8 protein-coding genes are annotated in these 6,943 nt (G+C 64.6%); 7 read left to right on the top strand and 1 reads right to left on the bottom strand.

Features of this window, described 5'->3' with window-relative positions:
* From ftsA to JSV65_19315, 7 genes are all read left to right on the top strand, one after another.
* On the top strand, positions 1–899 hold an 899-nt coding region (gene ftsA / locus JSV65_19345), incomplete at its 5' end, for a cell division protein FtsA (GenBank protein UCH34645.1).
* A gap of 20 nt (positions 900–919) precedes the next feature.
* Positions 920–1,219 (top strand): hypothetical protein, encoded by a 300-nt coding sequence (locus JSV65_19340; GenBank protein ID UCH34644.1) that lies wholly within the window; start codon positions 920–922, stop codon positions 1,217–1,219.
* Positions 1,220–1,666: 447 nt separating this feature from the next.
* Positions 1,667–2,101: a hypothetical protein gene (locus tag JSV65_19335; protein UCH34643.1), complete on the top strand. Its 435-nt coding sequence runs from the start codon at positions 1,667–1,669 to the stop codon at positions 2,099–2,101.
* Between the two features lie 13 nt (positions 2,102–2,114).
* A complete protein-coding gene (locus tag JSV65_19330) occupies positions 2,115–2,939 on the top strand; it encodes an RHS repeat-associated core domain-containing protein (protein ID UCH34642.1) in 825 nt (274 codons plus the stop codon).
* 1,394 nt (positions 2,940–4,333) lie between these two features.
* On the top strand, positions 4,334–4,651 hold the full coding sequence (locus JSV65_19325) for a hypothetical protein (protein ID UCH34641.1): 318 nt from the start codon (positions 4,334–4,336) through the stop codon (positions 4,649–4,651).
* 719 nt (positions 4,652–5,370) lie between these two features.
* The gene (locus JSV65_19320) at positions 5,371–5,595 is read left to right on the top strand and encodes a NifU family protein (GenBank protein UCH34640.1); all 225 of its coding nucleotides are present in this window, start codon (positions 5,371–5,373) and stop codon (positions 5,593–5,595) included.
* Positions 5,596–5,681: 86 nt separating this feature from the next.
* Complete coding sequence (locus JSV65_19315; protein ID UCH34639.1) at positions 5,682–6,497, top strand: sugar phosphate isomerase/epimerase; 816 nt, start codon at positions 5,682–5,684, stop codon at positions 6,495–6,497.
* A 107-nt stretch (positions 6,498–6,604) separates the two neighbouring features.
* Here JSV65_19315 and JSV65_19310 read toward each other — a convergent pair.
* A partial coding sequence (locus tag JSV65_19310; GenBank protein UCH34638.1) for a molybdopterin-guanine dinucleotide biosynthesis protein MobB occupies positions 6,605–6,943 on the bottom strand: 339 nt, incomplete at its 5' end.

Raw genomic sequence — 6,943 nt, 5'->3', positions numbered from 1 at the left:
AGCCCGCGGGCGACGAGGTGCGGGAGCGTGACCTCGACGCGTGTCTGCGCCGAGCGGTGGAGCGGGCGCAGTTGCCCGCCGGGCGGGAGGTGCTGCACGTGCTGCCGGGCGACTTCGCGTTGGATGGGCAGCGCGGCATCGCGAGCCCTCTCGGAATGGCCGCCCGGCGCGTGCAGGTTGATGCCTATGTCGTAACCGCCACCAGCACCGCGCTCGACAACCTCGAACGATGCGTCGAGGCGGCGAGCCTGACCATGGAGCAGGAAGTGCTCGCCGGCCTCGCCGCGGCCTGGGCGACGACCGACGAGGCGGAGCGATCGGCCGGAGCGCTGGTGATTGATATCGGCGGCGGAACGACTGACTTCATGGCGTTTCGCGGAACCGGGGCGGTGCTGGCGGGCTGCCTGGGACTCGCCGGCACCCACGTCACGCGCGACGTCGCGGTCGGCCTGCGTGTGACCGTGGGCGAGGCGGAGCGCCTGAAGCGCGAGCACGCGGCGGCACTGGCGCGGTTGGTGCCGGCATCGGAAATCGCTCTCGCATCGGGCGGGCGCGTCGGCAGGTGGTTCCTGGCGGAGATCGTCGAAGCGCGGATGCGGGAGATACTGGAACTCGTGAGCGAGCGGGTTCGAGACGCGGATTTCAGCCCGACGCTGGCGGTGCTGACGGGTGGGGAAGCGCGTCTTCCGGGAACCGCCGCCCTGGCGGAGCAAGTCTTCGACTGCCCGGCGCGCGTGGGGCTCGCGCCAGGGCCGCAGGCGGCGAGCGTGGCGCGAGACCCGGCGTGGGCGGTCGTGCTCGGCATCGCTCGGTATGCGGCGGAGCAGCGTCCTCTCGCCTCTGGTGCGGCCGGCCCGATCGAGCGGGCGACGGGCTGGGTCCGCGATTGGTTCAGCTAGCAAACGGCCCGGGTGGACGTATGCGCTCGCAGTTCGTTGATGAGCCGATCGAGGTCGAGCTGGCCGAGGACAAGCCCGGCAGGCCGCCGGTGGCGGTCACGTGGCGCGATGACGAATACGGCGTCGAGCACATCGAGGCGGTGTGGCACGACGCAAGCTGGGGCCCGCTGCAGGCGCGGCCCAAGCGCTGGTGGCAGCGGCGGCACCGCACGTATTACCAGGTCAAAGTGTCGGGCGGGCGCATTTTCGAGCTGTACCACGACCGCGGCGTGCGGCAATGGATCCTCTACCGCATCCTGTATCTGGAGCCGGAAGCATAGAGTCACGCGGAGACGGTTGCTCGGACCCGACACCTCTTACCCTCTCCCGCCCCGACTCGTGGACGGGGCCTCCCCCTGAGAGGGGGAGGCGTTCTCGGAGAGATGCGTCTGCGGCCTCGCCATGCTCAGCCGCGCGGCATCGCCCGTGTGATTGACATTCGTCTCCCCCGTGACTATGATATGCCCGGTTCGGCCGCGATCCCGTGTTCTTCCGAGGGGAAGATGCCCGACCTGGCCCGATGCCGCCGAGAGGCTGCACTTATTCCGCCGCAGGATGATCCTGCGGGCGAGTACATCCTCGCCTGCCCCCCGGCCCGGGCGCTCTTCGCGCCCGCGGGCCGTTTTGACTTCTCCGCGCTCCGCGCCCATCGACATTCGCAATTGCGCGGCGTATATCACACAGCGCGAAATAGGTGGCTGTCCCCATTTGCTGACGTAATCCTTGCGATGGCGCAGGTGCTCAAGGCCGGCGGCGTGGGCCTGGCAATATGGTACGGTGCCGTCGTGTTCACGGGCTTCTATATCGTCATGCCTGTGAGTCAGTTGGTATCGGAGCGTGCCGCCGGCATCATCGGTGTATCACTCTGCTTTGGGTCGAGCGGTTTCTTGACATGCCTCATATGGCGAGCCTGGCTCGGCTCGCCGAGCGGCCGCGCCATGGCGAGGGCCGGCTTGATCTGCGGGGCCACACACGGTTTTCGCCTGCTTCTCTTTGAAGGCAGTCATTGGTTCTTCTACGGAAGTATAGGGCGCACTGCCGCCCAAATGGCGATCGAGGAACCGATCTACCTGGCGCTCTGGATGAGCGGCGCAGGTGTCGCTGTGTGGGTGGGGCGGATTCGCACAGCCGAAGCCGAAGGCGACGGCTCCAGGGACATCTAGGAGAAAGCTGGCCGTGTCAAGTGGTCATTGCGATAATCCTTCGTTTGTCGGCTCGGCGTGGCGGGACTACTCGGCGCGGCACGCCGCGCTCTGGAGCGGCTCGAATGAGCCGCGCGTGTACGACGGCCTGGGCTCCACCCGGCAACTCATCAACCACACCGATCAGAGCGTGACAGAGTCCTACGAGTACGAAGCCTTCGGCAACCTGATGTCGAGCAGCGGGAGCACCCCGAACCCCTATCGGTACGTCGGCTCTCTCGGTTATTACCAGACGGGCACCTCCCTCATGCACCTCGGCGCGCGATACTACATGCCGGAAGTGGGGAGGTTTCTTTCCCAAGACGAGATTGGGCCTCCGGCTTCATACGTTTATGCAGAGAACAGTCCGTGTGCTGCTGTAGATCCTTCTGGCTACAAGTCAATTAGCAGGGTGGTCGACTGCAACGAATCCCCGCGGTGTGACCCTGGAAAGGAGGCCGGTGTGATCCGTGACCACATCCGCTTTGTGGAGCGCGTCCTACGCGGCGGGGCAGCTTTTCTTGAAGAGAAAGACGAGAAGGGAGAGGCGCTACGGGTGGCTATCGCCGTTACAGAGTGTGTGTGCCGCGACGGAACAACCTACGCAATCACGCGATGCGGCGCGGGCTACTGGCGTTATCGCAGTGGGTGCGTGCAGAAGTGCTTGAACGAGCACGAGCAGACCCACAGGTATCAGTGTGTCAAGCGCGGACCCGAGCGGTTGGGGAAGCTCATCAATAGCGGCAACTGGTTCGGTAACACGGAGAAGGCCGCCTATCAGAGGGAGCTGAAATGCCTGCGGCGGCTTCGTGGCGGCTAGGTGACACCCGTGAGACAAACCCGGACGCAACACTCGGTTGAGGTGGTCTGTCTAGTGGCGCTGCTGATCTGGGCGGCGAGTATCCCTTCGCACGGGGCGGCAGCAAGCATGGGACCAGTCGAGCTATTGATTCCCCGGCTGCTGGCACCGGCTGTCACCAACGGGATCGTGGTCGTCGCGTACGGCGAGACCAGAGCGACGACAATCGGCTTCTACGATGCCGAGAGCGGATGTCTTCTGTGGGGAAGAAGCTACCCGGGCACGTCCTTCGTGAGTGAGCTGCGGACTTGCGCCAACCTCTTATACGCGCCGACCTTTCGCTCGGGTGTCTGCGTGTTCGACATCCGAGACGGTACGCTGCGCAGACGCTTGCCGGACGTCGGTGGCGCTCTCCCCCAGGTCTGTTGTGTTCGAGATTACGCTTTTGTTGCCGGTAACGAACGTGGAGCAGTTATCGTCACCGCGCTTGAGACAACGCGGTTTCGCACAGTCTGGCGCCGGCGCTTTACCGGGCGGCACTTGCGTGAGTTCCGCGCCGCGCGAGAGGAAGTCGAGGTGCTCCTTGCCCAGGGCACTGCGGAGCTCCACAGCGGTGCAGAATGGGTCATCCTTCGTGCTCGAGATGGCGTCACTCTGCGTCGCGCGCCAGCCGCGGGAGGCACGAGAGCGGCAGCGCCCAGGGAGCTTTCCCCCGCGGCACATAGACGGCTGTCCCTGCTTCTCGAGAGAAGAAAAGGAACTACCATACACACGCTTCCACATACCCGCATCCTGCTCTTCAATGAACTAGCCGTCGTCGGGATCCCCCACATGCCCGAGTCGCGCGCTAGGCTCATCGCTCTGCGCGCGGATAGCGGCACGGTCGCATGGGAGCGCCACCTGCCGGGGCTCGCGGGCATGGCTCTTTCGGGATCGAAGCTTGTCCTTTCATACGAGGCGCAGGGGGCGGAGATGAGCGGCGCCCAATTCTTGGAGGCGCTAGATGTCAGAACGGGCGAGCGACTGTGGGTCATGCCCCTGGGTGCCAGTGCGGGTCCTCAAAGCTAGCTCGCGACGGATGGGTATGTTCCAGGGACGCGTGACGCGATTTCCGTAGGCAATCATAAGAACTAAGGACATCTATGAGGAGGGAGGCCGTGTCAAGTGGTCATAATGACAGTCTTTCGTTCTGCGGCGCGCCCGGGCGCCCGCCGTGGGATCCGCGGCCGGTGCTCGTTGGGCATTATGTCCCGGACATCTATCCGTCCCTGCTCGCAGGACAATAAGTCGTGAGAAATGGGTGACTGTCCCCATCTTTGAGATGTTCTTGCAGGGAACTGCTGGTGAAACGGCGTAGCCAGATCACGGAAGCACCCGGGCAACTGACCTTCACGTCAGGGAATGACCCTGGCTTGATGTCTTGCGTTCGCGGGTGGAACTCAGGCGCGTTCTTCCTCGGCGTCCCCTGGGCGTTCGCGCATCGATTATGGGGCCTCGGGGCCGTGCTAATCCTAAGCTTGTGCATTCCAATGGTGAGTGTCGGCGTGCTCGTCTATATGGGCTGCAAGGGCAATGAGCTCGCGTGGCGCAATAGACCATTCCGCAGCCTTGAGGCGTTTAGAGCCACCCAAGATGCGTGGGCGCGTTGGGGACTAATTGTCTGGGGGACGTTTCTCGCTGTGACGGCCGGCTCGTGGATAACGCAGGTCATCTACTACGGAAGACTGCCATGATCCCTCCTTCGTGCATAGTCGGCGAGATTGTTGCTGCCTGCAGATTCCGGGGACACACGACTGAATTCCCAGAGACGATGCCGGATCACCGTTACCGAGAGGGAACATGAACACTAGTCAACTGGGCAAGCCACCGTGGCTGATTTTCTGCCTCGAGGATGGTCAACCGCCAACGCCCGCGCCATTCACTGAGGGCGCTGAGCGCACCACGCGGCGCGTTGCTCGTCGTGGAAGTACCTGGGGCTGGCTCTTGAGCCAGTTGATCGGCGCGGCGAGGCGACTGCTTCGCGCGCGTCGCCTCAGCACCGCGCCACCCCGTTGTATCGTTGACTTGTTCTCTGATGTCCCGGAAGTCTACTGGGTAATCCAGCCCGTGCTGCTTGTCAGGGAGACACCCAAGGCAAGCCAGTCGATTCGGGCGATAGCTGCCCGCGCCCGGACGTGTGGACTTACCGGGGGCATTGGTCGGGTTGAGCACCTGGGGATGCTTGAAGATGTACAGTGCGAGGAGTGAGTGGCCGGTTGACCTGCCGGATAAGGGAATCCAGGAAACAGACGGCCTTATTCCCTTGAGGGAGTAGAGGTGGGTGCGGGCCTTCGTGGCCGCCCGTTTGAGCGAGCCCGCTCGCCGTGGTATTCCAGTCGCACAGAATGCATTTGACACGACGCCGTATAACGGATATGCTGTTGAGAGCAGCAAGTCCGCGAAAGGAAGTGACATGCGCGATAAGGTGGAGCAGGCGTTGGGAGACATCCGCACGCGGCTGCAGGCCGACGGCGGCGACATAGAGCTGGTTGATGTTGACGAGCAGGAGGGCGTGGTCAAAGTGCGGCTCAAGGGGGCGTGCATTGGCTGCCCGATGGCGCAGATGACGCTCCAGCGGGGCGTCGAGCGCGTGCTCAAGGAGCAGATTCCGGAAGTGCAGCAGGTCGTCGCGGCATAGTGCGGGCGGATGCATAGGCAAAGATCAAGGCCGGCGGCGTCACGCCACCGGCCTTTGCATTGACCCCGGGGGCACAAGAGGAAACCATGATTCTGGCGCTATCTTCGCGCATGTTCGAGCGGCGAACGGGGTACGAGTTCGACCTCGATGGGCTCGCCTCGCTGGTGTCCGAGATCGGCTACGGCGGACTGGAACTGCGCCGCAGGCAGGTCAACGAATCCACGAGCCCAGCCGAAATCGCGCAGGCGCGAGGCATCCTCGGCCGCCACAGCCTACGCTGCGCGTACCTCACGGTCGCCGGATTGGAGAACGCGACGGCGCTCGATGACGCGACACGACTTCTCGCCGTCGGTCTGGCCTTGGACTGTCAACTCGTGCGTGTGCAACTCGTGCGCGAGGAGGAGATAGCACTGGCGCAGGAACTCGCCGACCGCGCGGCCGAGCGCGGCCTGCGCGTCATGAGTCAGATCCATCACGGGACGCTGTTCGCCAACGTGGATATGGCGCTGAAGACATTGGGGAAGATCGCCCGGGACAATTACGGCGTCGCGTTCGAGGCGAGTCAGCTCATGCTCGACGGACAACAGGAGCACGGCGAGGGTGCCGTGCGTGAGCTTGGCGACCGCGTGTTCGCGTGTTTCCTCGAGGCCTTCAAGCCCGCGCCCGAGGGCAGCGAACTGCCGGAGGCGATCTACATCACCGGCAAGGGATGGCTGCCGGCGCTGCCCGGCGAGCAGGGCTCGGCGGACCTGCCCTCGGTATTCCGCGGGTTGCACGGGATCGGGTTCGACGGCTTCGTCGTCGTGACCGCCCAGCGGCACCCGCAAGTTGAAAGCCGCAACCTCGCCCGCGTGTGGCACGACTACGCGCGCAAGGTGATGGAGAAAGCCGGCGAGGCATAGAGCCGACAGGGCGACGGCCTTGCGTGTTATGTGGCGGCCGTGAGCCGCACGCCCAGTCCCCGCAGCGTTCTCTGCGCCTCTGCGGTTCAGTAAGCGGCTGCGAACGGTCAGCGGCCGCTGAGGTGCGCGAGGACGAGGTCGGCCAGGGCGGCGGTGTCGGCGAAGGAAAGGCGGGGAGCGGAGGTCGCCACCGGGCAGTCGGAGACCACCGCGAGAAGCTGCTCCGGGCGAGTCGTCAATTCGCAGCCGGTCTCCGCACGAACGACCTCGATCTTCATCGTCGTCGCCTGCTTGAAGCCCTCGGTGAGGATGACGTCGAGATCCAGTCCCAGCAGCGCGGCGGCCCCATCGAGCGGGAGCTCCCCATCCAGCGTACGCACGACGGCCAACTCCCGAGCCGACATAATGCCGACCGCTTGCGCGCCCGCGCGGCGGTGGCGCCACGT

It is taken from the genome of Armatimonadota bacterium (assembly GCA_020354555.1).
GTDB lineage: Bacteria > Armatimonadota > Hebobacteria.
Note: the sequence above shows the minus strand (reverse complement) of the source record. Positions and strands in the feature narration are given on the sequence as shown.

Excerpts from the sequence above, each read along its gene's own strand:
- JSV65_19340 (UCH34644.1), top strand. The coding sequence starts at position 920 with ATGCGCTCGCAGTTCGTTGATGAGCCGATCGAGGTCGAGCTGGCCGAG.
- JSV65_19335 (UCH34643.1), top strand. The coding sequence starts at position 1,667 with ATGGCGCAGGTGCTCAAGGCCGGCGGCGTGGGCCTGGCAATATGGTAC.
- JSV65_19325 (UCH34641.1), top strand. The coding sequence starts at position 4,334 with ATGTCTTGCGTTCGCGGGTGGAACTCAGGCGCGTTCTTCCTCGGCGTC.
- JSV65_19320 (UCH34640.1), top strand. The coding sequence starts at position 5,371 with ATGCGCGATAAGGTGGAGCAGGCGTTGGGAGACATCCGCACGCGGCTG.
- JSV65_19315 (UCH34639.1), top strand. The coding sequence starts at position 5,682 with ATGATTCTGGCGCTATCTTCGCGCATGTTCGAGCGGCGAACGGGGTAC.